Source organism: Curtobacterium sp. MCBA15_001, from assembly GCF_001864835.1.
GTDB lineage: Bacteria > Actinomycetota > Actinomycetes > Actinomycetales > Microbacteriaceae > Curtobacterium.
This window is the reverse complement of sequence record NZ_MJGI01000007.1, coordinates 84,371-109,220: the sequence shown is the minus strand read 5'-3', so window position 1 is coordinate 109,220 and position 24,850 is coordinate 84,371. Positions and strand designations below refer to the sequence as shown.

General features: G+C 71.3%; 21 protein-coding genes and 1 pseudogene. 9 read left to right on the top strand and 13 right to left on the bottom strand.

The genetic code is table 11. The features are described 5' to 3' along the window. Nucleotides 1-43: 43 nt before the first annotated feature. Nucleotides 44-1,801: an alpha-glucosidase gene (locus tag BIU90_RS04260; protein ID WP_071298998.1), complete on the bottom strand. Its 1,758-nt coding sequence runs from the start codon at nucleotides 1,799-1,801 to the stop codon at nucleotides 44-46. Between the two features lie 159 nt (nucleotides 1,802-1,960). Further along, nucleotides 1,961-3,658, bottom strand: coding sequence for an HAD family acid phosphatase (locus BIU90_RS04255; RefSeq protein WP_083403683.1), 1,698 nt, complete (start codon nucleotides 3,656-3,658; stop codon nucleotides 1,961-1,963). 166 nt (nucleotides 3,659-3,824) lie between these two features. On the opposite strand from BIU90_RS04255, the gene BIU90_RS04250 reads away from it, so the two are divergent. The 3 genes from BIU90_RS04250 (at nucleotide 3,825) to BIU90_RS04240 (ending at nucleotide 7,174) form a co-directional block, all read left to right on the top strand. Beyond that, nucleotides 3,825-4,823 (top strand): Gfo/Idh/MocA family protein, encoded by a 999-nt coding sequence (locus BIU90_RS04250; protein ID WP_071298996.1) that lies wholly within the window; start codon nucleotides 3,825-3,827, stop codon nucleotides 4,821-4,823. Nucleotides 4,824-4,896: 73 nt separating this feature from the next. Then, nucleotides 4,897-6,471 carry a D-alanyl-D-alanine carboxypeptidase/D-alanyl-D-alanine-endopeptidase gene (dacB, locus tag BIU90_RS04245; RefSeq protein ID WP_071298995.1) on the top strand — a complete coding sequence of 525 codons (1,575 nt, stop codon included), beginning with the start codon at nucleotides 4,897-4,899 and terminating at the stop codon, nucleotides 6,469-6,471. 82 nt (nucleotides 6,472-6,553) lie between these two features. Then, on the top strand, nucleotides 6,554-7,174 hold the full coding sequence (locus BIU90_RS04240) for an isochorismatase family protein (protein WP_071298994.1): 621 nt from the start codon (nucleotides 6,554-6,556) through the stop codon (nucleotides 7,172-7,174). Between the two features lie 22 nt (nucleotides 7,175-7,196). Here the strand turns inward: BIU90_RS04240 and BIU90_RS04235 are convergent, their stop codons facing one another. The 10 genes and pseudogenes from BIU90_RS04235 to BIU90_RS04190 form a co-directional block, all read right to left on the bottom strand. Continuing rightward, a complete protein-coding gene (locus BIU90_RS04235) occupies nucleotides 7,197-9,050 on the bottom strand; it encodes an ABC transporter ATP-binding protein (RefSeq protein ID WP_071298993.1) in 1,854 nt (617 codons plus the stop codon). A gap of 6 nt (nucleotides 9,051-9,056) precedes the next feature. Continuing rightward, on the bottom strand, nucleotides 9,057-9,272 hold the full coding sequence (locus BIU90_RS04230; RefSeq protein ID WP_071298992.1) for a hypothetical protein: 216 nt from the start codon (nucleotides 9,270-9,272) through the stop codon (nucleotides 9,057-9,059). A 446-nt stretch (nucleotides 9,273-9,718) separates the two neighbouring features. After that, nucleotides 9,719-11,104 carry an MFS transporter gene (locus BIU90_RS04225; RefSeq protein WP_071298991.1) on the bottom strand — a complete coding sequence of 462 codons (1,386 nt, stop codon included), beginning with the start codon at nucleotides 11,102-11,104 and terminating at the stop codon, nucleotides 9,719-9,721. A 208-nt stretch (nucleotides 11,105-11,312) separates the two neighbouring features. Then, nucleotides 11,313-11,936, bottom strand: a pseudogene (gene ribA, locus BIU90_RS04220) (GTP cyclohydrolase II); the annotation flags it as partial. 29 nt (nucleotides 11,937-11,965) lie between these two features. Beyond that, on the bottom strand, nucleotides 11,966-13,021 hold the full coding sequence (gene ribD / locus BIU90_RS04215; protein WP_139195106.1) for a bifunctional diaminohydroxyphosphoribosylaminopyrimidine deaminase/5-amino-6-(5-phosphoribosylamino)uracil reductase RibD: 1,056 nt from the start codon (nucleotides 13,019-13,021) through the stop codon (nucleotides 11,966-11,968). Between the two features lie 44 nt (nucleotides 13,022-13,065). After that, nucleotides 13,066-13,689, bottom strand: a complete 624-nt coding sequence (locus BIU90_RS04210) for a GNAT family N-acetyltransferase (RefSeq protein ID WP_071298989.1) — start codon at nucleotides 13,687-13,689, stop codon at nucleotides 13,066-13,068. A gap of 1 nt (nucleotide 13,690) precedes the next feature. Further along, nucleotides 13,691-14,701 carry a tryptophan--tRNA ligase gene (trpS, locus tag BIU90_RS04205; RefSeq protein ID WP_071298988.1) on the bottom strand — a complete coding sequence of 337 codons (1,011 nt, stop codon included), beginning with the start codon at nucleotides 14,699-14,701 and terminating at the stop codon, nucleotides 13,691-13,693. A gap of 35 nt (nucleotides 14,702-14,736) precedes the next feature. Beyond that, nucleotides 14,737-15,579 carry an exodeoxyribonuclease III gene (locus BIU90_RS04200; protein WP_071298987.1) on the bottom strand — a complete coding sequence of 281 codons (843 nt, stop codon included), beginning with the start codon at nucleotides 15,577-15,579 and terminating at the stop codon, nucleotides 14,737-14,739. Nucleotides 15,580-15,707: 128 nt separating this feature from the next. After that, complete coding sequence (locus BIU90_RS04195; protein WP_071298986.1) at nucleotides 15,708-15,980, bottom strand: HPr family phosphocarrier protein; 273 nt, start codon at nucleotides 15,978-15,980, stop codon at nucleotides 15,708-15,710. Nucleotides 15,981-16,069: 89 nt separating this feature from the next. Then, nucleotides 16,070-16,840 (bottom strand): DeoR/GlpR family DNA-binding transcription regulator, encoded by a 771-nt coding sequence (locus BIU90_RS04190; protein WP_071298985.1) that lies wholly within the window; start codon nucleotides 16,838-16,840, stop codon nucleotides 16,070-16,072. A 293-nt stretch (nucleotides 16,841-17,133) separates the two neighbouring features. Between BIU90_RS04190 and ptsP the strand changes: the two genes are divergently transcribed. The 4 genes from ptsP to BIU90_RS04170 all read left to right on the top strand — a co-directional run bounded on the left by ptsP (nucleotide 17,134) and on the right by BIU90_RS04170 (nucleotide 22,090). Then, entirely contained in the window at nucleotides 17,134-18,789 is a 1,656-nt protein-coding gene (gene ptsP, locus BIU90_RS04185; RefSeq protein ID WP_071298984.1) for a phosphoenolpyruvate--protein phosphotransferase, read from the top strand. A 63-nt stretch (nucleotides 18,790-18,852) separates the two neighbouring features. Then, nucleotides 18,853-20,388: a PTS mannitol transporter subunit IICB gene (locus tag BIU90_RS04180; RefSeq protein ID WP_071298983.1), complete on the top strand. Its 1,536-nt coding sequence runs from the start codon at nucleotides 18,853-18,855 to the stop codon at nucleotides 20,386-20,388. Between the two features lie 104 nt (nucleotides 20,389-20,492). Further along, a complete protein-coding gene (locus BIU90_RS04175) occupies nucleotides 20,493-20,930 on the top strand; it encodes a PTS sugar transporter subunit IIA (RefSeq protein WP_071298982.1) in 438 nt (145 codons plus the stop codon). Further along, entirely contained in the window at nucleotides 20,927-22,090 is a 1,164-nt protein-coding gene (locus BIU90_RS04170) for a mannitol-1-phosphate 5-dehydrogenase (protein WP_071298981.1), read from the top strand. The genes BIU90_RS04175 and BIU90_RS04170 overlap by 4 nt, the downstream gene beginning before the upstream one ends. Before the next feature lie 53 nt (nucleotides 22,091-22,143). On the opposite strand, the gene BIU90_RS04165 is transcribed toward BIU90_RS04170, so the two are convergent. After that, a complete protein-coding gene (locus tag BIU90_RS04165) occupies nucleotides 22,144-23,136 on the bottom strand; it encodes a diacylglycerol kinase family protein (RefSeq protein WP_071298980.1) in 993 nt (330 codons plus the stop codon). 39 nt (nucleotides 23,137-23,175) lie between these two features. Between BIU90_RS04165 and BIU90_RS04160 the strand changes: the two genes are divergently transcribed. After that, on the top strand, nucleotides 23,176-24,108 hold the full coding sequence (locus tag BIU90_RS04160; protein WP_071298979.1) for an NADP-dependent oxidoreductase: 933 nt from the start codon (nucleotides 23,176-23,178) through the stop codon (nucleotides 24,106-24,108). A 55-nt stretch (nucleotides 24,109-24,163) separates the two neighbouring features. After that, a complete protein-coding gene (locus BIU90_RS04155; RefSeq protein ID WP_071298978.1) occupies nucleotides 24,164-24,712 on the top strand; it encodes a DUF805 domain-containing protein in 549 nt (182 codons plus the stop codon). Nucleotides 24,713-24,850 lie beyond the last annotated feature (138 nt).

Sequence of the window (24,850 nt, the reverse complement as noted above, 5' to 3'; positions counted from 1 at the left end):
TACGACAGGGCGTGACGCGGTATCCTCCCCCGAACGGATGAGATCACGCCTGCTCGTGCACCCGGGCCTCCCACGCAGCGAGCCGGCCGACCGCACCGGCCGGCACCGTCCCAACCGGCGCCGTCCCGGCCGACACCGCACCGGCCGACACCGTCCCGGCTGACACCGCCCCGAGGTTGCCGAGCACGCACGGGCCGAGCCGTCCCTCGACGACAGCCGGCAGGGTGAGCTCCGACGACGACAGGTTGGCGACGACGACGAGCGGCACCTCCGACCCGTCCGACAGCGACCGCGTGAACGCCCAGAGCTCCGGGTGGTCGGGCTCGAGCAGGGTGAACTCCCCGAGCTGGACGGTGCGTGACGCGTGCCGCAGGGCGATGAGCCGACGGTGGTGCTCGTACACCGACCGGTCCCCGGCTGCCCGGTCGGCGGCGACGGTGACCCGCGGCCAGCCCTGGCCCATGCCGATCCACGGTTCGACCTCGGAGAACCCGCCGGCCGGTGTGGTGTCGTCCCAGGGGATCGGCGTCCGCGCGTTGTCCCGGCTGCGGACCGCGAGGGACCGGAGGGCCTCGGCCACGGGCATGCCCCGGCCGACGGCCCCGCGGAACCAGTTGAGCGACTCGACGTCGCGGTAGTCGTCGAGCGCGTCGAACCCGGCGTTCACCATGCCGATCTCGTCGCCCTGGTACAGGTAGGGCGTCCCGCGGTGCAGGTGCAGCACGGTCGCCAGCAGGGTCGCCGACTCGTAGCGCAGGGCGAACGGGTCGGCCTCGAAGCCGTGGGCAGCGGCGACCGCGGCGGCGCCGAAGCGGGAAACCGGCCGCGGCTGGTCGTGGTTGGCCAGGTAGAGCGAGTTCCACCCGGCCGCGGCCAGCCCGGTCTGCCAGCGGGCGAGCGAGGCCTTGAGCGCGGGCAGGTCGAACGGCCGGTTGTCGAACTTCGACCCCGCACCGTGGTCGAGCCCGACGTGCTCGAACTGGAACACCATGTCGAGCTCGTGGCGTGCCGGGTCGGTGAACAACGCGGCGTCCTCGACGGTGACCCCCGGCATCTCGCCCACGGTCAGCAGGGCGTCACGGCCGGCGAACACCCGCTCGTGCATCTCCTGTAGGTGGTCGTGGATGCGCGGCTGCATGACGTACGCGGCGCTGCCGTCCGCGAGGGCGGCGGGGTCCTTCGCGATGTGGTTGATGACGTCCATCCGGAAGCCGTCGACGCCGCGGTCCAGCCAGTGGTTCATCATCGCGTACACCGCGGCGCGCATGTCGGTGTTGTCCCAGTTCAGGTCCGGCTGCTGCGGCGTGAACATGTGCAGGTAGTACTGGCCGGTGCCGGGGTCCCACGACCAGGCTGGGCCACCGAACGCGGCGCGCCACTCGTTCGGCTCGTGTCCGTCCACCGGGTCGCGCCAGATGTACCAGTCGTGCTTCGGGCAGTGTCGGCCGGTCTTCGCGGCCTGGAACCAGGGGTGCTGGTCGCTGGAGTGGTTGACGACCAGGTCCATCACGAGCTTCATCCCGCGGCGGTGCACCTCGACCAGGAGCGCGTCGAACTCGTCGAGCGTGCCGAACAGCGGGTCGATGTCCTCGTAGTCGCTGATGTCGTAGCCGTTGTCGGCCTGCGGGGATCGGTACACGGGCGACAGCCAGACGACGTCGACGCCGAGGTCCGCGATGTGGTCGAGCCGACGGCGGAGCCCGGCCAGGTCGCCGACCCCGTCCCCGTTGCCGTCCGCGAAGCTGCGTGGGTAGACCTGGTACACGACCGCGTCGGTCCACCACGGTGCTGGTTCGTCCACGGTCGCCTCCTCGCGCCGTCCGCGTCGGCGCGCGGACCCGACCGGACAGTGCCGCCGCACACCACGGGAGCGGCTGACGACGAGCCGGACGGGAGGCCCGTGGCGATCCCGCCACCGAGCCTCCTGTCCGGCACACCGGTCACGTCGGACGCTACGCGCTCACGGCAGGTAGTACGTCGGGTTCGGCAGCTTCACGCTGCGGTCGGCAGCGCCGCCGAGCAGGTCGCTGTACTGGTCGCCGACGTTCGCGACGATGTCGTACCGGCCGCCGCTCGGCGACTCGATGTGGACGCGGGTCTGCGACTTGTACTCGACGGTGGTGCACTTCGCCGTGGCACACGTGACGTACGCGGGCTGCTGTGAGGCACCGACCCCGGTCCACTTGGTGTAGTACGTCTGGGTGCCGTGCTGTTCGGCGGCGACCTGCGGGTACCCCACGCGCTGCAGGTTGGCGATCGTCGCCGCCTTCTGGTCGTCGTTCCGACCGGTCAGCCCGATCACGGTGCATCCGGCGCGCTGCGCGATCCCGGCGAGCGAGGGCATCGACGGGGTCGCGGGGAAGCGCTGGTCCTGGACCCAGACGTCCTGTTCGGCGGGGTCGAACACGAAGTGCATGTCGGCGACCTCCATGTCGTAGGTCCAGAGCGTCGTGTCGTCGGCATCGAGCACGATCGCCGGGTTGCGGTGCTGGTACCGCCCGGCGGCGCACTGGGCGGCGATCACCGGCGCCTGGCGGGCGACGATCGAGCGCATCTCACGGATGTACGGCGAATCGGTCTCGTCCGCGATGCCCGTGCCCGGGTCGCCGTAGTAGGTGGCGATCGTCGACTTGACCGAGTCGATGTTCGGGATGCCTTCGCCGCCCTGCGTCGCACCGGACGACCCGTCGGCAGCCATCGTGAAGTGGGTCCGCGGAGCCAGCCACGGCTCCGAGACGCCCGGCAGGTCCGCTGAGGGCAGGAAGTAGGTCGGGTTCGGCAGCTTCACGCTGCGGTCCGCGTACCCGCCCTGCAGGTCGCTCCACTGGTCACCGATGTTCAGCGTGATGTCGTAGCCCAGGTCCTGCTCGATGTGCTTGCGGGTCTGGGCCTTGTACTCCACCGTGGTGCACTTCGCGGTGGCGCACGTGACGTAGTCGGGCTGCTGTGAGGCGCCGACGCCGGTCCACTTCGTGAAGTAGTGGTCGGCCGTGAAGCCCTGGTACCCGACCTTGGTCAGGTTGGCCAGCGTGGCGGCCTTCTGGTCGTCGTTCCGGCCGGTCAACCCGAACACGGTGAAGCCCATGCTCGACGCGGTGTCGACGAACTCGACCATGGAGGGCGTGGCGGGGAAGCGCTGGTCCTGGACCCAGACGTCCTGTTCGGCCGGGTCGAACACGAAGTGCATGTCGGCGACCTCCATGTCGTAGGTCCAGAGGGTGGTGTCGTCGGCGTCGAGCACGATCGCGGGTTTCTGACCCCGGCGCACAGCGCGGTCGTGGACCTGCCGGAGCTGGCGGGTCTGCTGGTCGACGATCGAGCGCATCTCACGGATGTACGGCGAATCGGTCTTGTCCGCGATGCCCGTGCCGGGGTCGCCGTAGTAGGTGGCGATCGTCTTCTTGACCGAGTCGATGTTCGGGATGCCTTCGCCGCCCTGCGTCGCGCCGGAGGACCCGTCGGCAGCCATGGTAAAGGAGGTGCGTGGCGTCAGACCCGCGTCCGGGTCGTGCCCGTGCCCGGGTGGCGCCCAGCCGTGTGCCGACGCGGACGCACCGCCCACGACCGTCGAGGTGACCACGAGCGCCGTGCCGACCGCGGCGACGGTGAGGAGACGAGATGCTGAGGACAACCGGGACGAGGACGCAGTACGGCGCATGGGGTTCCTGATCTGACAGTCGACGACCCCCGATCGAGGGCCGTTCGAGCACGCTAGCTGGCAATCGGCCGTGAAGTCCAGACCGACCCGGTGGCTGTGGACACGTCGTCTGTCCGACCGACCTGTGGAGGACGGCCCGCGGAGGACCGCCTGGTAGACAGGCCTCATGACCGTTCGATGGGGAGTCATCGGGACCGGCGGCATCGCCCGGTCCTTCGTCGGCGACTGCGTCCGGGCGGGGGTGGAGTTCGTCGCGGTGGGCAGCCGCACGCAGACGGGTGCGGACACGTTCGCGGCGGAGTTCGGCGTCCCGCGGGCGCACGGCAGCTACGAGGACCTGGTCGCGGACCCGGAGGTCGACGCCGTCTACGTCGCCACGCCGCACTCGCGGCACGCCGAGGACGCCCTGCTCGCGATCACCGCCGGCAAGCACGTCCTGGTCGAGAAGGCGTTCACGATCACCGCTGCCGAGGCCGAGCGGGTGTTCGACGCGGCCCGGGAGCGCGGGGTCGCCGTCATGGAGGCGATGTGGACCCGGTTCCTGCCACAGATGACGATGATCCGTCAGGTGGTCGCCGAGGGACGCATCGGTCGTCCGCGGCTCGTCGAGGCCACGCACCACCAGGCGCTGCCGAGCGATCCCGCTCACCGGCTCAACGACCCCGCGCTCGGCGGTGGCGCGATCCTCGACCTCGGCGTCTACCCGGTGTCGTTCGCGGTCGACGTCCTCGGCGCGGTGACGGGCGTCGCCGCTGCCGGGACCCTCAGCGACCAGGGCGTCGACACACAGATGGGCATCGTGCTCACCCACGACGGCGGCGCTCAGTCGACGCTGCACTTCGCGCTCGACCTCGCCAGCCCGAACACGGCCTCGGTCATCGGCGAGGACGGTCGGATCGACCTCGACCACACCTGGTTCACCCCGACGACGTGGCGCATCCGCGACCGCGACGGCGCCGTGGTCGAGGAGTTCGACGGGCGCGAGGAGCTGACCGGCTACGCGCACGAGGTCCGGGCGTTCGAGGCGATGATCGCCTCCGGCGACCACGGGACCGGTGCGATGACGCCCGACGGCACGGTCGCCGTGATGGCGGTCATGGACGAGGCACGTCGACAGGTCGGCGTCCGGTACGCGGCAGACGGGACCTCCTCCACAGACGGCTGAGACCGCTCGTCGCTCCACCGATCCGGGGGGACGGCCTGGAGGCTCCTGCCGCAGTTCCGTAGGATCGTCCCCGATGTCCGAGCAACCGACCGACCCCACCCGTCCGTCCGAGCCCACGCGTCCGTCCGAGACCACGAAGCGTCCCGGCGCGGCGCGCCTGCCGGGTGCCGCGCGCGTGTCCGGGGCCACGGGCCTGTCCGGGGCACTGGCGGGTCTGCGTGCGGCCATCGCGCGGAAGCCCGTGCCGTGGGCCGTCGGGGGACTGGCCGCGGTCCTGGTCCTTGGGTCCGGCGGCGCGGTCGCCGTCGCCACGGCGATGACTTCGCCGTCCAGCACCCCGGTCGCTGCAGCGTCGGCTTCGGCATCCAGCGGCACCGCGTCCGCCACGGCCTCCCCGAGCGTGACGCCGACGCCGACGGTCGCGCCGCGGACCAAGCCGGCCGACGCTCCCGGTCCGAGTGCGATCCGGACGTGCTCGATCGCCGGGCCCGCGTCCGCAGCCGGCCTCGGCGAATTCGAGGGCTACGTCATGAACGCCACGACGGGGGAGCAGCTGTTCTCGCGCAAGGGCGACACGGCCGCGCAGACCGGCAGTGTGATGAAGACCCTGACGACGGCCACCGCCCTCGCAGTGCTCGGTGCCGGGCACACCATCCCGACCACCGTCACGGACGAGGGCAACGGCGTGATCGCGATCGTCGGACACGGCGATGCCACGCTGTCCGCCGGCGGGGCGACCGTCTACCCGGGCGCACCGACGCTGGGGCAGCTCGCCGCCCAGGTGAAGGCGAAGCTCGGCGACACCCCGGTCACGACGATCGTCACCGACGACTCCTACTGGGACGACGCCGACGCCTGGGACCCGACGTGGCCCGTCAGCGAGCGCACCATCGGGTACCAGCCCGAGGTCACGGCGCTCATGGTCGACGGTGACCGTGCGAACCCGGGCGCTGCGACCTCACCGCGCTCGGAGGACCCGGTCGGCCGTGCCGGTGCGGCGTTCCGCTCCGCTCTCGCGAACGCGGGGGTCGTCGGCGCGGGGAACGCCCAGATCGTCAAGCGAGCGACCACCAGCCAGACCACGATCGCCCAGGTCGACTCGCAGCCCGTGTCGACGCTCATCGGGCAGATGATCCCGAACTCCGACAACACCCTCGCCGAGATGCTCGCGCGGATCTCCTCCCGGGTGTCCGGCGCGAACGGGTCCGCGGCGTCCCTGACCGGCGTGTACCAGAAGGCGTTGGCGACCTACGGCGTCGACCCGTCGGGGATCGTCATCAAGGACGGCTCCGGCGAGAGCGCCGCCAACGCCGTCTCCCCGGACTTCGTCGCCCACCTCATGGTCCCGGTCGCGGCCGGGGCGAACGGCCTCGGCACGCTGGCGCAGGCGCTGCCCGTCGCCGGACAGTCGGGCACGCTGTCCAGCCGCTTCACCGGGGCGAACGCCGTCGCCCGGGGCAAGGTACACGCGAAGACGGGGTGGATCGACAGCGCGAACACCCTCGGCGGCTACATCGACGCCGCCGACGGCACGAAGCTGACGTTCGCGTTCTACGCGATCGGTTCCTCGCGCGCGGCAGCACTGCCCGCGCTCGACGCCGTCACCGCGGCCGCGTACTCCTGCGGGAACAAGCTCTCCGGCAACTGACCCGAGGCAACTGACCCGCCGCAACTGGCCCGCGGCAACTGGCCCGCCCGGTGCCCTCGGGTCGGCGGTGTTGGATGGACACATGACCCGGGCACTCATCGTCGTGGACGTGCAGAACGACTTCACCGAGGGCGGTGCGCTCGGTGTCGTGGGCGGGGACGCCCTCGCGGGCCGCATCTCCGCCTTCCTGCGGCGGCACGCCGACGAGTACGACCTGATCGTGGGCTCGCGGGACTGGCACGACGGCGATGGCGACAACGGCGGTCACTTCGCCGGCGCGGCCGGACCCGACTTCACCACCACGTGGCCGGTGCACTGCGTCGCCGGCACACCCGGTGCGGACTACCACCCCGACCTCGACACCGCGCCGATCGACGTGCACGTGATGAAGGGGCAGGGGGAGCCTGCGTACTCGGCCTTCGAGGGGACCACCGACACCGGGCAGGACCTCGCCGACGTGCTGTTCGACCGGCAGGTCCACGAGATCGCCATCGTCGGGATCGCCACCGACCACTGCGTCCGGGCCACCGCGCAGGACGGGCTGCGTGCGGGCCTCGACGTCGTCGTCCTCCGCGACCTGGTCGTCGGTGTCGACCCCGAGCGGAGCGCCACCGCACTGGCCGAGATCGCGAACGCCGGCGGGCACGTCGACGTCAGCGACATGGACGAGGGCATCGCCCGTCCCGGCGGCGCCCAGCTCTGAACCCGGCGCCGCTCGGGTCGGGTCAGACCAGGAGCTGGTGCTTCGCCAGGTCGCGGTACAGCGGTGTGGACTCGACGAGTTCTGAGTGCGTGCCGACCCCGACGACGCGTCCGTGTTCGAGCACGACGATGACGTCGGAGTCCACGACGGTGGACAGCCGGTGGGCGATGACGAGCAGCGTGCGGTCCTCGGCCACGGCATCGATCGCCAGTCGCATCTTCTGCTCGTTCACGCCGTCGAGCGAGGACGTCGACTCGTCGAGCAGCAGGATCGGGGGAGCGGCGAGCAGCGTGCGGGCGATCGCCAGACGCTGGCGTTCACCACCCGAGAGCATCACGCCGTCTTCACCGACCTGCGCGTCGAGGCCGCGCGGGTCGCGGTGCAGCACGTCGCCCAGGTTGACCGCCTCGAGCACGCGCTCGCAGTCCGACTCGGACGCGTTCGGCGAGCCGAGCAGCAGGTTCGCGCGGATCGTGCCGGCCAGCACCGGGGCATCCTGTTCGACGTAGCCGATCTGGGCACGGAGCTCGTCACGGTCGAGCCCGCGGACGTCGATCCCGCCCAGGCGGATCACCCCGTCGGTCGGGTCGTAGAACCGCTCGATGAGGGCCAGGGTGGTCGACTTCCCGGCGCCGGAGGGGCCCACGAGGGCGACACGCGAGCCGCGCGGGACGCGGAACGACACGTCCTGCAGCACCACCTGGTCGGCGTCACCGGCGTCGGAGCCGTCAGTGGGGCCTCCAGGCCGGTCCGCGCTCTGCGACGCAACAGCACCGTCGGGGCCAGCCGCGTCGGCCGTGGCGGCGTAGCGGAACGACACGTGCTCGAAGGAGATCGCGTCGTCGGTGGCGATGGCCGCTGCGGGCCGGACGGCGGCGTCGTCTTGGTCCTCGGTGGGCAGGTGCAGGATCTCCTCGATCCGGCCGAGGGCACCGAGTGCCTGCGCCACCGCGACCGCTGCGCCCATCGCCTGGCCGAGCGGCATGATCATCATGAACAGCAGCAGGATGAACGTGATCAGCGTGGCGATCGTGATCGTGCCGGCCGCGACCTGCGCGCCGCCGACGCCGAGGACGGCGATGAACGCGACCTGCATCACGATGCTCGCGACGGGGACGACGAAGGCGGACATCTTCGCGATGTCCAGACCGCGGCGGTAGGCCTCGGTGGCGTGGCTGTCGACTTCGTGCACCTCGCGCTCGGTGGCGCCGGCGGCACGGATGGTGCGGACGGCGCCGATGCCGCGCTCGACCGCGGCCGTCAGGTCGCCGACCTTCTCCTGCGCCCGCTTCGAGGCGATGCGGATCCGACGGCTCAGGCCTCCGACGACCACGATCGCGATGACGACGATGCCCAGGGTGATCCCGAGCAGCAGCGGGTCGATGATCGCCATCGCGATGATCGCCCCGACGAAGGTCAGCATGCCGCCGATGGACTCGATGAGGCCCTGGGTCAGCACGGCGCGCAGCAGGGTCGTGTCGCTGCCGACGCGCGACACCAGGTCGCCGGTGCGGCGGGTGTCGAACTCCGAGATCGGCAGGTTGAGGATGCGCGCGATGAGCTTGCGGCGCGTCGACAGCACGACGCCCTCGCCCGCGCGCTGGAGCAGGAAGTGCTGGATGCCGTTGAGCAGACCCGCGACGATGACCAGGCCGACGAGCAGCCACACGAGCGTGCTCAGTGTGTTGCCCTGCTGCACGGCGGTGACGACCTGGTTCACCAGCAGCGGCTGCGCGAGTGAGGCGCCCGCACCGAGGACACTCAGCACGATGATGACCACCATCGCGGGCTTGTTCTCGAACAGGTAGGACAGCAGACGGCCGAAGGTCGCGCGGGGTCCGTCGGTCTTCTTCGGGCGGGCGAAGGGGGAGCTCATCGTGTCCTAGTCTCTGCCGTACTTCTTGTGCACTGCCTGGCGGCTGACGCCCAGCAGCGTGGCGATCTCCTGCCACGACGCCCCGGCGTTCCGCGCGCGGCGGGCAGCGAGTTCCTCGGTCCGGTCGAGCTCGCGTCGGAGTTCCCGCACGCTGGCCAGGGCGGAGAACGGGTCGTCCCCCGAGGCCCCTGCGGCGAGGTGCGTGATCGTCGGCCGGTCCATGGGTGTCAACCTACATTGACGTACTGACAGTGTCAACCTGAGTTGACATGCAGGCGGGCGTACGGGCGGGGGGGCATCCGACTCGGAACGACGTCTCCGTTGTCGTATGACAGCGGTTCAGTCGCGCGGGTCGCGTCCTCACGTGGCATCCGACTCGGAACGACACGCCCGTCGTCGTACGACAGCGGTTCTGTCGCGCGGGCGGCGACGAACGTGCGCCCAGACGGACGGGAGGCCCGGTGCCAGCTGGCACCGGGCCTCCCGTCCGGAGGCGGTCCGGTCTCGATCCCGAAAGCGACAGTTCCCCGCTGGCCCACCCCGTCACCATCGCGAAAGCGACAGTTCCCCGCTGGCGCACCCCGTCACCACCGCGAAAGCGACAGTTCCCCGCCGACGATCGGCGGGGAACTGTCGCTTTCGCGAGTCGGGCGAGCAGGACTCCGGCGTCAGGCGCGCGTGTCCGCGTCGGCGAAGTCGCTGCTGCGGGTCTCGCGGATGAAGAGCAGCGCGACGAGCGTGACCACGGCGGCGATCGTCAGGTACAGGCCGACGAGGAAGATGTTCCCGTCCGGCTTCCAGAGCGCCAGCGCGATCGTCGGCGCCAGGGACGCGCCCAGGATCGACGCGACGTTGTACGCGATCGCCGAGCCGGTGTAGCGGACGTTCGTCGGGAAGAGCTCGGGCAGCAGCGCGCCCATCGGCCCGAACGTGAGCCCCATCAGCGACAGGCCGACGATGAGGAACGTCACGACGGTGATCGGCCCGGTCGAGGCGGCGAACCAGAGCTGGAACGTCAGGCCGAACAGCGCGATGCCGACGGTCGTGGGGATGAGCGTCCGGCGACGACCGAAGCGGTCCGCCAGCAGCCCCGCGATCGGCGTGAAGATGCCGAAGAACACGACGCCGATCATGAGCAGGGTGAGGAACTCGCCGCGCGAGTACCCGAGACCGACCTTGGGGACCAGGGCCGAGGCGGTGGACCCGGTCGTGCCGTACGACAGCGTGAACGTCGTCATGAAGTAGAAGAGCACGTAGGTCGCGACCATGCCGAAGGTGCCGACGATGAGCGCCTTCCACGAGGTGCGGAACACCCGGCCGAGCGGCAGCTTCGCGACCGTGCCGGACTCCTGCACGCCGCGGAACACCGTCGACTCCACCAGGCGGAAGCGGACGTACAGGCCCACGAGCACGAGCACGGCCGACAGCAGGAACGGCAGGCGCCAGCCCCACGCCTGGAAGTCCGCGTTCGGGGTGCCGTCGGCGCCGGCGGGCATCGCGGCGTTGATCGCGATGAACAGGCCGTTGGCGAGCAGGAACCCGATCGGGGCGCCGAGCTGCGGCATCGAGCCGAAGACGCCGCGCTTGCCCTTCGGGGCGTTCTCGGTCGCCAGGAGGGCGGCGCCGGACCACTCGCCACCGAGCCCGACGCCCTGGGCGAAGCGCATCACGGCGAGCAGGACGGGAGCCCAGATCCCGATGGTGTCGAACGTCGGCAGGCAGCCGATCAGGAACGTCGCCGTCCCCATCACCAGCAGTGACGCGACGAGGGTGGTCTTGCGGCCGATGCGGTCACCGAAGTGGCCGAACAGCACGGAGCCGACGGGGCGGGCGAAGAACGCCAGCGCGAACGTCACGAACGAGGACAGCTGCGACGCGGTCGGGTCCTCGTTCGGGAAGAACAGCGTGGGGAAGACCAGGACGGCTGCGGTCGCGTAGACGTAGAAGTCGTAGAACTCGATCGACGTGCCGATGAGGCTGGCGACGACGACGCGGGAGCGCGGGTTCGTCGCGGGAGGTGCGGGGGTCGTGGGGGCGGCCGAGGTGGCAGGCATGCGAGGACTCCGAGGAACGTTGCGCTGCGGCGATGGCAGGCGACGCGAGAGGCGGCGCGAACGGCGGACTCCGACCCTTCCGCGTGGTGGGCGGGACTCGGTTCGGGTGCGTTCGGGTGGTGGTGGGCCGCTCGTGACGGGGTCACCAGTGTACGACGGATGTCGCGGAGCTGCGAATCCGCCGAGACAGGAGCGGCCCCGCCGATCGCTAGTGGTGCGCGCCGGCCTCGAGGTGCGTGGGCAGCTGGTGCCCCATCCGGTCGCGCTTGGTGTCGAGGTACCCGGCGTTCTGCACCGAGATGCCGACGACGAGCGGCACGAGCGCGTCGACCGTGATGCCGTGCTCCTCGAGCTGCCGCTGCTTCTCGGGGTTGTTCGAGAGCAGCCGCACGCGGCGGATGTCGAGGTCGGCGAGGATGCCGGCGGCGCCGCCGTAGGCCCGCGAGTCGGCGGGCAGCCCGAGCGCCAGGTTGGCGTCGAGCGTGTCGAGGCCGTCTTCTTGCAGGCGGTAGGCCTTGAGCTTGTTCACCAAGCCGATGCCGCGGCCCTCTTGTCCGCGGAGGTACACCACGACGCCGCCCTCGGCAGCGATCGTGTCGAGCGCTGCGTCGAGCTGCGGGCCGCACTCGCACTTCAGCGACCCGAACGCCTCGCCGGTCAGGCACTCGGAGTGGACGCGGACCAGCGCGCCGTCGGTCGGAGCCGCGCCGTCCGGTGTCGTGCCGATGATCGCGACGTGCTCGGCGCCGGTGACCAGGTCGCGGTAGGCGCGCATCTCGAAGGTGCCGTGGGTGGTCGGGACGTTCGTGGCGACTTCGAACTGGACCGGACTGCCCGGGGTGGCGGAGGTCAGTGCGTCGGTCATGGGGTGCTCCGGTCGGTACGGGCCCCGTCGGCTGCGCCGTCCTCGTGACGCCCACCGGGGGCGGTCGTGACGGGTCGTGCACGCACCAGCAGGTCGGGGCCGAGGCTGGTGGTCGATAGTACGTCCAACCGCAGACGTTGGTTGATGCTTCCCACGCCGATGTCGCTCAGTGCAACATGCGCACCGCCGAGCAGCACCGGGGCGATGTAGACCAGGACCTCGTCGACCAGGCCGGCGGCGATGCAGGCGGACGCGACCGTCGGGCCGCCCTCGACCAGGACCGTGCGGACGCCTCGGTCGGCGAGGGTCTGCATCGCGGCGTGCAGGTCGTGGCCGGGGAGCTGCACCAGGCCGCGGGGGTGGCGTCGGACCGCGGCGTCGGCCGGGACCGGGCGGTCGCCCACCACGACGGGCAGCGGTTGGTCGGGCAGGAGTTCGCCGGCGTCGCCCCGGGCGGTGAGCGAGGCGTCGTCGGCCAGCACGGTGCCGGTGCCGACGAGGATCGCGTCGTGGGCGGCACGTTGTTCGTGGACGTGCTGCCGAGCGGCCGCGCCGGTGATCCACTTGCTCGTGCCGTCGGCAGCCGCAGCACGACCGTCGAGACTCGACGCCCACTTCACCGTCACCCACGGCCGGCCGTGTCGCACGGACACCAGCCAGCGCTCCAGGAACGCGGACGCCTGGTCGGCGAGCACCCCCGACACGACGTCGACGCCGGCGGCACGGAGCCGATCGGCGCCGCCGTGCACCGCGGGGCCGGGGTCGTCGATCGCGTAGACGACCCGCCCGATGCCGGCGTCGATGAGCGCGACCGAGCACGGTCCGGTCCGACCGGTGTGGTCACAGGGTTCGAGGGTCACGACGATCGTCGCGCCGCGCAGCTGCTCGGGCGTGCAGCGGGACATCGCGTCGACCTCGGCGTGCGGGGTCCCCGCGCCGCGGTGCCACCCCTCGGCGAGCGGCTCGCCGTCGGCGTCGAGGACCACTGCGCCGACGCGGGCGTGGTCACCGACGGCGGGGCCGCGGGCTGCGACCTCGAGGGCTCGGTGCATGGCGCGGACCTCGGCCGGGGAGACCGCCGCCGACACGTGCTCGTTCACGGACCGAGACTACCGGCGGACGCTGCGGACCCGGGGGTGCCCTCGGGGGCCGTGCCCGGGGCGTAGGACGCGTCCGGCCAGGACAGGTCGGAGGCCGGGGTGCCGTCCGCGCGCAGCAGGCCCTTCCAGGCGGTGGTGGGGGAGCCGTCGCGGTTCGGGATGTTCGCCTCGCCGGTCCCGGTGTAGGAGAACCCCGCACGGCGCGCGACGGCCGCCGAGGCGGTGTTGCCGAGGTAGCACTCCCAGGACACGTCGGGCGCACCGCGCTCGAAGGCCCAGTCCGCGACCATGCGCACGGCGTCGTGGACCAGCCCCTTGCCCCGCGCGGACGGCGCGAGCCAGAACCCGAGGTCGCGACGCGCGGTCCGGTAGGAGATGACGCCGTCGAGCCAGGTCGAGCCGGGCTGCCGGATCGCCCAGGTGTACTCGCGGTCCGACGCCCAGGCGGGACCGACGAGCGCGTCGACGAACGCAGCGGCGTCCTGCGGGCGGTACGGCGTCGGGATGGTCGTCCAGCGGATCACCTCGGGGTCCTGGCAGCCCTCGGTGATGGCGACGGTGTCGGCGCGGGTCGGGACCTCGAGCAGGACCCGGTCGGACCGCAGCGTGACGGGGAGCACGTCAGCGACGACCGCGGGGCACGAAGCCGATGCGGTCGTACACCCGCGCGAGGGTGTCCTCGGCGATGGCGGCGGCACGGTCGGCCCCGACGGCCAGCAGCCGGTCGAGCTCGGCCGGGTCGTCGAGCAGTTCGAGCGTGCGCGCCCGGACCGGCTCGAGCTCGGCCACGACCGCGTCGGCGACCGCGCCCTTCAGGTCGCCGTAGCCCTTGCCGGCGAACGACGCCTCGAGCGCGGCGACGGGCGTCCGGGTGAACGCGGACAGGATCGCGAGCAGGTTCGTCACGCCGGGCTTGGCGGTGCGGTCTGCCCGGATCTCGCGCTCGGTGTCGGTGACCGCCGACCGGATCTTCTTCGCGGTGCGCCCGGGTTCGTCGAGCAGCCGGATGAGACCGTTGTCCGACGCCGCGGACTTGCTCATCTTGCTCGTCGGGTCCTGCAGGTCGTAGATCCGTGCCGTCTCGGACCCGATCTGCGCCGTCGGGACGACGAACGTGTCGCCGAAGCGCGAGTTGAAGCGGTTCGCCAGGTCGCGGGTCAGTTCGACGTGCTGCCGCTGGTCGTCGCCGACGGGCACCACGGCGGTGTCGTACAGCAGGATGTCCGCGGCCATCAGGACCGGGTAGGTGAACAGGCCCACCGAGGCCGCCTCGGCGCCCTGCCGAGCCGACTTGTCCTTGAACTGGGTCATCCGGCTGGCCTCGCCGAAGCCGGTCAGGGTGTTGAGCACCCACGCGAGCTCGGCGTGCGCGGGCACGTGCGACTGGACGAACAGCGTCGACTTCGACGGGTCGATGCCCGAGGCGATGTACTGCGCCGCGGTCGCCCGGGTGCTCGCGCGGAGCTCCGCCGGGTCCTGCGGGGACGTGATCGCGTGCATGTCGACGACGCAGTAGATCGCGTCGTGCTCGTCCTGCAGGTCCCGCCACTGCATGAGCGCGCCGATGTAGTTGCCGAGGTGGAGCGAGCCGGCCGACGGCTGGATGCCCGAGAAGATGCGGGTCTTGGTCATGGTGCTGGTCCTGTACTGCCGGGAGTGGTGAGGGGTCAGAGCGCGTAGTCGACGACCACGGGGGCGTGGTCGGACCATCGCTGGTCGTACGCGGCTGCCCGGTCGACCGTGTACGCGTCGACCTTGGCGGCGAGCTCGGGCGTGGCCATCTGGTAGTCGATGCGCCAGCCGGAGTCGTTGTCGAACGCCTGACCACGCCAGGACCACCACGTGTACGGCCCGTCCACGTCGCCAGCCTGCTGCCGCCCCACGTCGACCCACCCGAGCCCCGGACCCGTCGAGCCGTCGGCGCCCTGCACCGGCGTCCCCTCGGCGCCGAAGAAGCGGCTGAAGTACGCGCGCTCCTGCGGCAGGAACCCGGCGCGCTTGACGTTGCCCTTCCAGTTCTTGATGTCCCGTTCGTCGTGGCCGACGTTGAGGTCACCGACGACGACCGCGAGCGGGTTGTGCGCTCGGACGGCGGGCAGCCGCTCGGTCATCGCGTCGAGGAACTTCCACTTCTCGTCCTGCTTGTCGGTGCCGACCTCGCCCGAGTGCACGTACGTCGAGACGACGGTCACGAGCGTGCCGCCGATCTCGTAGTCGGCTTCGAGCCACCGCCCGGCGGAGTCGAACTCCGACGGACCGAGCTCGACGCGGTGGACGTGCGCCCGGTGGCGCGACGCGATCGCGACCCCGGCCCGGCCCTTCGCCGACGCGGGGTCGTGCACGACGTCCCACTCGTCGCCGAGCAGCGCGGTGAGGTCGTCGGTCGACGCGCGAACCTCTTGCAGGGCGAGCACGTCGACGTCGCGCGTCGCCAGCCAGTCGCCCATGCCCTTGCGGAAGGCGGCGCGGACGCCGTTCACGTTGACGGATGCGAGGCGCAGGCGAGTCATGCCGACCACCTTATCGGCGGGGTGCGACGCATCGGCGCACGGCTGTGGACGCGAGCGCGCGCAGACAGGAGGCCCGGTGCCTGCTGGCACCGGGCCTCCCGTCCGGACGTGGTCGCGACGGGCGCGCGTCAGGCCGCGTCGTGGTCCGTCTTCAGGAACTCGACCAGGCTGTCCGCAGTGCTCTCGGCATCGTCGCCGGTCACCGTGAGGGTGACCTCGTCGCCGTTCTCGACGCCCAGGCCGAGCAGGCCCAGGATGCTGCCCGCGTTGGCGGACTTTTCGCCCTTGGCGATGGTGACCTGGTGGCCGGACGCGGTGACGGTCTGGACGAACAGCGACGCCGGACGGGCGTGCAGGCCGGATCCGCTGGCGACGGTGACGGTACGGGTGGCTTCGGACATCGATGGACTCCTCGTCGATGGGTGGAGCGCTCATGGTAGCGAGCGCGCGGTGGATGGGACCGGGGTGCCGGTCAGGTGCGTCCGGCCGGTCAGGTGCGTCCGGGCCAGAAGACCTCGGTGCCGGCGGCCTCGACCTCGCGGACCAGGTCGAGGTTGACCCCGGGATCGGTGATGATCGTGTCGATGGCGGCGAGCGGGGCGACGCGGCCGAACTCCTCGCGCCCGAACTTGGTGTGGTCGGCCAGCAGGATGCTCCGGCGGGCGGCCTTGATCATCGCGGACTTCACGGCGGCCTCGGCCATGTTGTGCGTCGTCAGGCCGCGCTCGGGAGTGATGCCGTTGATGCTGATGAACGCCACGTCGACGCTGACCATCCCGATGAGCTGGTGCGTCCACGTGCCGACGCCCGCGAGCGAGTCGCTCCGGATGTTGCCGCCGAGCAGGTGCAGGTCGATGCCCGCGCGGTTGGCCACGGCCATCGCGACGGGGAGCGAGTGCGTGACGACCGTCAGCCCCCGGTCGGTCGGCAGCATCTCGGCCAGGCAGATCGTCGAGGTGCCGGCGTCGATCATCACCGAGCCGTTCTCCGGGAGCTCCTCGAGCGCGGCCTCGGCCATGACCATCTTCTCGGCCTGGTTGATCCCGCCCCGGTCCCCGACGCCCGGGTGCAGGGTGATGCGCTCGACGGGGATCGCGCCGCCGTGCGCCCGCCGCACGAGGCCGCGACGCTCGAGCGACGTGAGGTCGCGGCGGATCGTCTCCGGGGTGACCGCGAGCAGCTCGGCGAGGTCCTTCACGTCGACCCGGCCGTGCGCGCGCGCCTGTTCGACGATGCGCTGGTGGCGCTCTGGTGCGTACATCGGACCTCGTTGTCGGGTTCGGATCGGAACGGACATGACCGGGCACGATCACGATGGAACGCGCCGGACCGGTTCATCCTCCAGACGCAAACGGGCATCTGTTTCTGCATTTTTATCCCCGGATGTGTTTGTTTGTCAACGCTGATCGATGTATGGTGCTGCCAAGCCGCACGGGCGTGGTCCGTTCGGCGGTGTGCTCCGTCACCCGCGGGCACACCGGGAACACCGCATCTGCCCCACCTGCCCCACCGCTGCCGGCCCACCGCCCCGCACGTGAGATGAAGGAGTCTCGAATGCCCGAACTGCTCGGAACCGGCGTCGGCCGTGGCGTCGCCCACGGCCCCGTGCTCCGGATGGCGGACCCGCTCGGCGAACCGTCGACGGCGGCACTCGAGGGATCGGCGGACGACGCGAAGCAGGCCGTGCACGCCGCGCTCGCCGCGGTCGCCGAGGACCTCAACAAGCGCGGACAGCTCGCCGGCGGCGACGCCCAGGCCGTGCTCGAGGCGCAGGCCCTCATGGCGCAGGACCCGACGCTGCTCGACGACGTGCACGCCCGCATCGACGGCGGCACCAACCCCGAGCGCGCGGTGTACGAGGCGTTCGCGCAGTTCCGCGACCTGCTCGTCTCGATGGGCGGCTACATGGGGGAGCGTGCGGCCGACCTCGACGACGTCGCCCAGCGCATCATCGCCAAGCTCCGCGGCGTGCACGCACCCGGTGTGCCCGAGTCGGACACGCCCTTCGTGCTCGTCGCCCGCGACCTCGCCCCGGCGGACACCGCGCTCCTCGACCTCGACAAGGTGCTCGCACTCGTCACCCGCGACGGCGGCCCGACCTCGCACACCGCGATCCTCGCCCGTGCCAAGGGCATCACCGCGATCGTCGGCGTGACCGGTGCGGACGACCTGTCCGACGGCACCCACGTCGTCGTCGACGCCGCCGCCGGCACCGTCGTGACCGACCCCTCGGCCGACCTGGTCGCCGACGTCGACCAGCGCATCGCCGACCGCCTGGCCGCCGCAGCCGCACCGCTCACCGCCGGTGCGCTGTCGGACGGCCACACCGTGCCGCTCCTGGCGAACCTCGGCAGCCCCGCCGACGCCGCCGGTGCCGTCGCTCTCGGTGCGGAGGGCGTGGGGCTCTTCCGCACCGAGTTCCTCTTCCTCGACTCGCCGAAGGCGCCGACCGTCGCGGAGCAGCAGGAGTCCTACAGGCAGCTCCTCACCGCGTTCCCGGGCAAGAAGGTCGTCGTCCGTGCGCTCGACGCCGGTGCCGACAAGCCGCTGCCGTTCCTCACCGACAAGGACGAGGAGAACCCGGCGCTCGGCCGTCGCGGTCTCCGTGCACTCCGGAACCACCCCGAGGTGCTCCGCGACCAGCTCACCGCGCTCGCACAGGCCGACGCCGAGACCGAGGCCGACCTCTGGGTGATGGCCCCGATGGTCGCCGACGCCGAGGAGACCGAGTACTTCGTCGACCTGGCCCGCGAGCTCGGCATCCGCACCGCCGGCGTGATGGCCGAGGTCCCCTCGCTCGCGTTGATGGCCGAGCAGGTCCTGCAGTCCGCCGACTTCGTGTCGATCGGCACGAACGACCTGACCCAGTACACGATGGCCGCCGACCGGATGCTCGGCACCGTCGCGTCCTACCAGGACCCGTGGCACCCTGCCGTCCTGCGCCTGGTCGCGCAGCTCGGCAGCGCCGGTGCGGACGCCGGCAAAGGCGTCGGGATCTGCGGCGAGGCCGCGGCCGACCCGCTGCTCGCCGTCGTCCTGGTCGGCCTCGGCGCCACGACCCTCTCCATGACCCCCGCGGCCCTGGCCGACGTGCGCGCCGAGCTCGGCAAGCACACGCTCGAACAGGCCCGCGAGATGGCCCGGGCGGCACTCGCCGCGTCCACGGCGGCGGCTGCCAAGTCCGCCGCTGCGGCCGCGCACGCCGTCTAGCCCGCGCTCCACACCCGTCACACCCTCCACGCAGCAGTTCCACCACACAGAAAGTCACCGCACATGACAACGTCGTCCGTTGCATCGCAAGGCGCCCCCGCGCGGGGGCAGGGGCGTGTCCGCGTCCAGAAGTTCGGCACGTTCCTGTCCGGCATGGTCATGCCGAACATCGCGATCTTCATCGCGTGGGGCATCATCACCGCGTTCTTCATCCCCACCGGGTGGACGCCGGTCGCCGCCCTCGGCGGGTCGAAGGACGGCAGCGTCGTCGGCGTCGTCGGTCCGATCCTGACCTACCTCATCCCGCTCGCGATCGCGATCCAGGGCGGCCGGATGGTCTACGACATCCGCGGTGCGGTCGTCGGCTCGATCTTCGCCATGGGTGTGATCCTGGGTTCGGACACGACCATGATCCTCGGTGCCATGATCTGCGGCCCGCTCGGCGCGTACATCATCAAGCAGGTCGACCGTCTGTGGGACGGCAAGATCAAGCCGGGCTTTGAGATGCTCGTGAACAACTACGCCGCGGGCATCCTCGGGTTCGGGTTGTTCATGGCCGGGTTCTTCTGGCTCTCCAAGCTCTTCACGGGCATCGCCCTCGCGCTCGGGTCCGCCGTGGAGTTCCTGATCAACCACTCCCTGCTGCCCCTCGCGAGCGTCTTCATCGAGCCGGCGAAGGTGTTCTTCCTCAACAACGCCATCAACCACGGTGTGCTAGACCAGCTCGGCGCACAGCAGGTCAAGGAGTCCGGCAAGAGCATCCTGTTCCTGCTCGAGGCGAACCCCGGCCCCGGCCTGGGCATCCTGCTCGCCTTCACCTTCTTCGGTGTCGGCATCGCCCGCTCGACCGCCCCCGGCGCGATCATCATCCAGTTCTTCGGTGGCATCCACGAGATCTACTTCCCGTACGTGCTGCAGAAGCCGGTCCTGTTCATCGCCGTCATCCTCGGCGGTGGCACGGGCGTCCTGACCAACGTGATCTTCAACTCCGGTCTGACCGCCCCGGCGTCTCCGGGATCGATCCTCGCGGTCCTGTTCAACACCTCCCGTGACAGCTACGTCGGCGTCATCCTGTCCGTCATCCTGTCGGCCGGTGTGACCTTCGCGGTGGCGTCGTTCTTCCTCCTGGCGAGCCGCAAGCGTGACCTGGCGAACGGCGGTGGCGACATGACCGCCGCGATGGCCAAGCTCCAGGCGAACAAGGGCCGCGACGTCAACGCCGCGACCGCCGGGCTCCTGGGCAACACCGCCCCCCGCACCGACGAGGAGACCGAGGCCGCCTTCGGTGGCGTCGGTACCGGCACCGCGACGGCGACCCGGGTCGAGCACGTCGTGTTCGCCTGCGACGCCGGCATGGGATCGAGCGCGATGGGCGCCAGTGTCCTGCGCAACAAGGTCAAGAAGGCTGGCATCGAGGGCGTGACGGTCGTCAACAAGGCGATCGCGAACCTCGACGGCACCGAGGACCTCATCATCACGCAGGAGGAGCTCACCGACCGCGCCAAGCAGAAGAACCCGAACGCGCAGCACGTGTCGGTCGGCAACTTCATGAACGCGCCGCAGTACGACCAGGTCGTCGAGCAGCTCAAGAACCAGTAAGCAAGTGCAGTATCGGAGGGGACGGGCCACGGCCCGTCCCCTCCACCACGTCCCGGACGCACACGTCCACGACGTGCACGACAACGAAGCAAGGAGAACACCGCATGCCCGTCCTGCAGGAGAGCCAGATCCGGATCCACACCGAGGACACCGCCCCGACCAAGTCGGAGGCGATGAAGGAGGCCGCCGAGATCCTCGAGGCGGCGGGCGCGGTCACGGCCGAGTACTACCCGGCGATGCTCGAGCGTGAGAAGAGCGTCTCGACGTACATGGGCAACTTCCTCGCGATCCCGCACGGCACCAACGACGCCAAGGACGCCATCAAGTCCTCGGCCCTGTCGTTCATCCGCTACGCGTCGCCGATCGACTGGGACGGCAACGAGGTCCGCTTCGTCGTCGGCATCGCCGGCGTCAACAACGAGCACCTCGACATCCTGTCCAAGATCGCGATCGTGTTCTCCGACGAGGACGAGGTCGCCAAGCTGACCGAGGCGCCGGACACCGCGAGCATCCTGGCGATCCTGGGCGAGGTCAACGAGTGAGCTCCGCGCACCGCACCGCCGTCCACTTCGGCGCCGGCAACATCGGCCGCGGTTTCGTCGGACTCCTGCTGCACCAGGCCGGCTACGAGGTCGTCTTCGCCGACGTCGCCGCCCCGCTCATCGACGCGCTGGCCGCCGCCGATTCGTACACCGTGCACGAGGTCGGCGCTGGTGCCCAGGACCACGAGGTCACCGGGTTCCGCGCGCTCAACAGCGCCCAGGACGAGCAGGCCGTCGTCGACGCGATCGCGACCGCTGAGGTCGTCACCTGCGCCGTCGGGCCGAACGTCCTGAAGTTCATCGCGCCGGTCATCGCGAAGGCGCTCCAGCAGCGCGACCCGTCGGCCGCCCCGATCGCCGTGATGGCCTGCGAGAACGCCCTCAACGCGACCGACCGGCTGCGCGAGTTCATCGTCGACGCCCTGCCGAGCGACGTGCGCGACCGGGCGCTCGCCACCGCGGTCTTCGCGAACACGGCGGTCGACCGCATCGTCCCGGCCCAGGCCGCGGACGGCGGGCTCGACGTCACCGTCGAGACCTACTTCGAGTGGGCCATCGACCGCACCCCGTTCGGCGGCAACGAGCCGGAGATCCCCGGCGCGCACTACGTCGACGGGCTGGCCGCATCGATCGAGCGCAAGCTCTTCACGGTCAACACCGGACACGCCACGGTTGCGTACCACGGGTTCCTCGCGGGGGCGGACAAGATCTCCGACGCGATCGCGATCCCCGCGGTCCGGTCCGAGCTCGAGTCGGTGCTCGCCGAGACGAGCGACCTGCTGGTCCGTCGGCACGAGCTGGACCCCGAGGTGCACCGTGCGTACGTCCAGGCGATCATCGCCCGGTTCGAGAACGTGCACCTGCCCGACACGGTGACCCGCGTGGGCCGGCAGCCGCTCCGCAAGCTGTCGCGTGACGAGCGCTTCGTCTCGCCCGCGGCCGCGCTGGCCGAGGACGGGACCGAACCGGTCGCCCTGCTCGACGCCATGGGCGCGGCGCTGCGCTTCGACGTCCCGGACGACGAGCAGAGCGTGGAACTGCAGGCGCTGCTGACCTCGGAGCGGAGCGACGCCGACGTCGCGACCGAGATCACCGGCCTCGACGCACAGCACCCGCTGCACGCTGCGCTCACCGACCGGGTGCGGTCCGCGCGCTCGTAGCGTCACCACGTGACTGACTGGAGGCCCGGTGCCAGCTGGCACCGGGCCTCCCGTCATGCGCCGCGCAGTGTCAGGCCGCCGTGGCGGACGGTGAGCACCGTCCCGACGACCGTGCCGAACGGGTCACCGTCGAGCTGTACCTGCTGCGGTTCGTCGAGCGTCACCTGGAGTCGCCGGGCGGTCGTGTAGCCGAGCGCGCGGGACTTCGGCAGGAACCAGGCGAGCAGCCGGCCGAAGCGGGTCCGGTGGTGGAAGCGGTTCATCGACAGTCCGTACCCGACCTTGGTCCAGCCGAGCGCCCCGTCCGGGCGGAACGCCACCGCGTCCAGGACGCCGTCGTCGGGCCGGGCAGCCGGCAACAGGAGCACCCCGGCCGTGAGCGTCCCGCAGTTGCCGACGATGACGGTGTGGGCGCGCATGCTCCGTTCCGGGGCGTCGTCCAGGCGGTACCGCAGCTCGATGCGTCGGTTCCCGATGACCGACCGGGCGATCGGGTCCGAGTAGGCGACCCAGCCGAACCACTTCTTGGCCCGGGCGTTCGTGTTCGCGGCCATGCTCGCGTCGAGCCCGATGCCCGCCATCACCAGGAACGCGTGGCGGGTGGTGACACCCTCGGCGGTGGTGAGGTCGGCGAAGGCGATGTCGACCGGGCGGTCCGTGCCGTGGAAGGCCCGTCGGACGGCACCGGTCACGTCGTTCAGGCGCAGCCCGAGGTTCCGGGCGTACAGGTTCCCGGTGCCGGTCGGGACGAGCGCGATCGGGATGCCGGTCTCGTGCAGTTCCTCGGCGGCGACCCGGAGCGTCCCGTCACCACCGGCGACGAGCACCACGGCGGCGCCACTGGCGCCGGCTGCCCGCGCCGCGGCCCGACCGTCGTCGTCACGGTCGGTCTCGAACCAGCGGGTGTCGGCCCAGCCGGACGACTCCTGCTCGGTGGTCACGGCCGCCCGGAGCACCCGGACGTCGATGCCGGACGGGTTCACGACGACGGCGGCGAACGGCGTGCCGAGGGCGGTCGGGTCGGGGGAGCGCTCGGGGGACGGCACGCAGCCGACAGTACTGCGTCGAGGCGTAGCGTCCGGTGCATGACGAAGCAGTGGGTGGCACCCCGTCCCGGTGGCAGCGAGGTCCTGGAGTCCGTCGACGTGGACGTGCCGGCGCCCGGGCCCGGCGAGGTCACGATCGCGGTGCGTGCCGCCGGGATGAACCCTGCCGACACCAAGCACACGCGGGCCGCCGACGCGGACGCGTACCCGATCGCCATCGGGTACGAGGTGGCCGGCGTGATCAGCGCGATCGGGCCCGACACGACCATCGCGTCGGGCGGCGGTTCCGTCGGTGACGCGGTCCTCGCGTTCCGGGTGCAGGGCGGCTGGACCGAGGAGCTGACCGTGCCGGCCGCGGACGTGTTCGCCAAGCCGGCGTCGCTCGGGTTCCCCGAGGCGGCGAACCTGCTGCTGGCGGGCACGACCGCCGCCGACGTGATCCGCGTGACCCGGGCCTCCGGACGGGACACCGTGCTGGTGCACGGCGCTTCCGGGGCGGTCGGTGTGAGCGTGCTGCAACAGCTCCGCCTGGTCGGCGCGCGCGTGATCGGGACGGCGTCGGCAGGCAGCGCGGAGACCGTGCGCCGCTTCGGCGGCGAGTGGATCGCCTACGGCGACGGCCTGGAGGCACGTCTGCGTGACCTCGCACCGGGCGGGATCGACGTGGCCGTCGACTGCGTCGGGACCGACGAGGCCGTCGACGTCTCGTTGGCGCTCGTGGCCGACCGCAGCCGCATCGTGACGATCGCGGCGCAGCGGCGCGCTGCGGCCGAGGGCGTCCCGATGGTCGGGGGAGCGCAGCCCGAGAGCAAGGCGTTCCGCGACTCGGTCCGACAGCGGCTCATCGACCTGGCGGCCGACGGGGCGCTCCAGGTGCCGGTCGCACGGACCTTCCTTCTGTCTGAGGCGCGGCAGGCGGCGGAGCTGCTGGAGTCGGGGCACCCGGGCGGCAAGCTGGCACTCCTGCCCTGAGACGCGCGCTTCTGGTTGACTCGGAGCGAGCACCACTCGACTCCCAGGGGGACCCGTGACCGATCAGTACCCGCAACCGAACCCGTACGGCCAGCAGCCCGGGGGTGCGCCGCAGTACGGCTCGCCGGCGCCGGTGGGCAAGGGGGGAGAGCCTCCGCTCTGGGCACCCTGGTACGGCATCTCGTTCCCGAAGGCCTTCGGGCGCTTCTGGAAGAAGTACGTCCGCTTCGACGGCCGCGCGAGCCGGAGCGAGTTCTGGTGGTGGATCCTCTGGGCGTTCCTGGCGAGCATCGTCGTGAACATCCTCGACGGTCTCCTCGCGGGCGCGACGGGCACCACCGTGACCTCGACCAGCACCGGCTACTTCGGTGTCCGGGCCAGTTCGGACAACTTCGTCGCCACGCTGCCGGCCTTCCTGTGGGGGCTGGCGATCCTGCTGCCGTCGATCGCGCTGCTCATGCGCCGCCTGCACGATGCCGGGCACAGCGGCTGGTGGTGGATCATCGGCGTGATCCCCCTCATCGGCTGGATCGTGCTGTTCATCATGACGCTCCAGGGCTCGCGCGCCGAGGGGCAGCGGTTCGACCGTCCCGATCGGGGGTAGCGGTCGCGCGATCCGGACGACCGGGGTTCTGGTTGAATCGCCCTGACGACCACTCAGACCCCAGGGGGAACCGTGACCGACCAGAACCCGCCGCAGGACCCGTACGGGCAGCCGAAGCCGTACGGCCAGCAGCCCGCC